General features: G+C 38.6%; 2 protein-coding genes. Both read left to right on the top strand.

The window, feature by feature from the left end; all coding sequences use genetic code 11:
* Positions 1-195, top strand: a 195-nt coding sequence (locus tag DNK85_RS11835) for a hypothetical protein (protein WP_208123190.1), incomplete at its 5' end; no start/stop codon positions are given.
* A 129-nt stretch (positions 196-324) separates the two neighbouring features.
* Positions 325-511 (top strand): iron-sulfur cluster biosynthesis family protein (locus DNK85_RS11195; protein ID WP_328587304.1); only part of this gene is annotated, 187 nt, incomplete at its 3' end.

Here is a 511-nt window from a genome sequence, read left to right as displayed (position 1 = left end):
AGCGGTAAAGTTGTTAAAGTCTTAGATTTTGGCGAATTTATTAATATATTACCTTGTAAGGATGGGTTATTGTCATATGTTGATATTGAAAATGTCGATGTAAATCCACACACGATGGCAGAAGGTAAAGGCATAAACGATATGGTGCAAAATATTGATCGTATGGGCAAAATTAATATTAGGCCGGTCCAATAAATTAAGTTGAATCATCTTTCACCTTTCCCCTTATGGGGAGAGCTCGCGTAGCGCCCAGCTGCGCCGGTGACAAGTAATTGAAACTCGACTTGCTTCTATCGTAGAAATAAGGGGGTGAAAGAAGGAAAAATGAGCGTTCAACGATCACAACCGCTTAATTTCACTGATGCAGCTGCTTTGAAAGTCAAAGAGTTGATTTCAGAAGAAGATAATAATGATTTAAAGTTACGCGTATACATCACCGGTGGTGGTTGCTCTGGTTTTCAATATGGTTTTACCTTTGATGAGGAGCAAAGAGAAGCTGATATTATCTTTG

The sequence above is a fragment of the Cysteiniphilum halobium genome, assembly GCF_003574425.1.
Classification (GTDB): Bacteria; Pseudomonadota; Gammaproteobacteria; order Francisellales; family Francisellaceae; genus Caedibacter; species Caedibacter halobius.
This window is presented reverse-complemented; position numbering and strand designations above follow the sequence as displayed.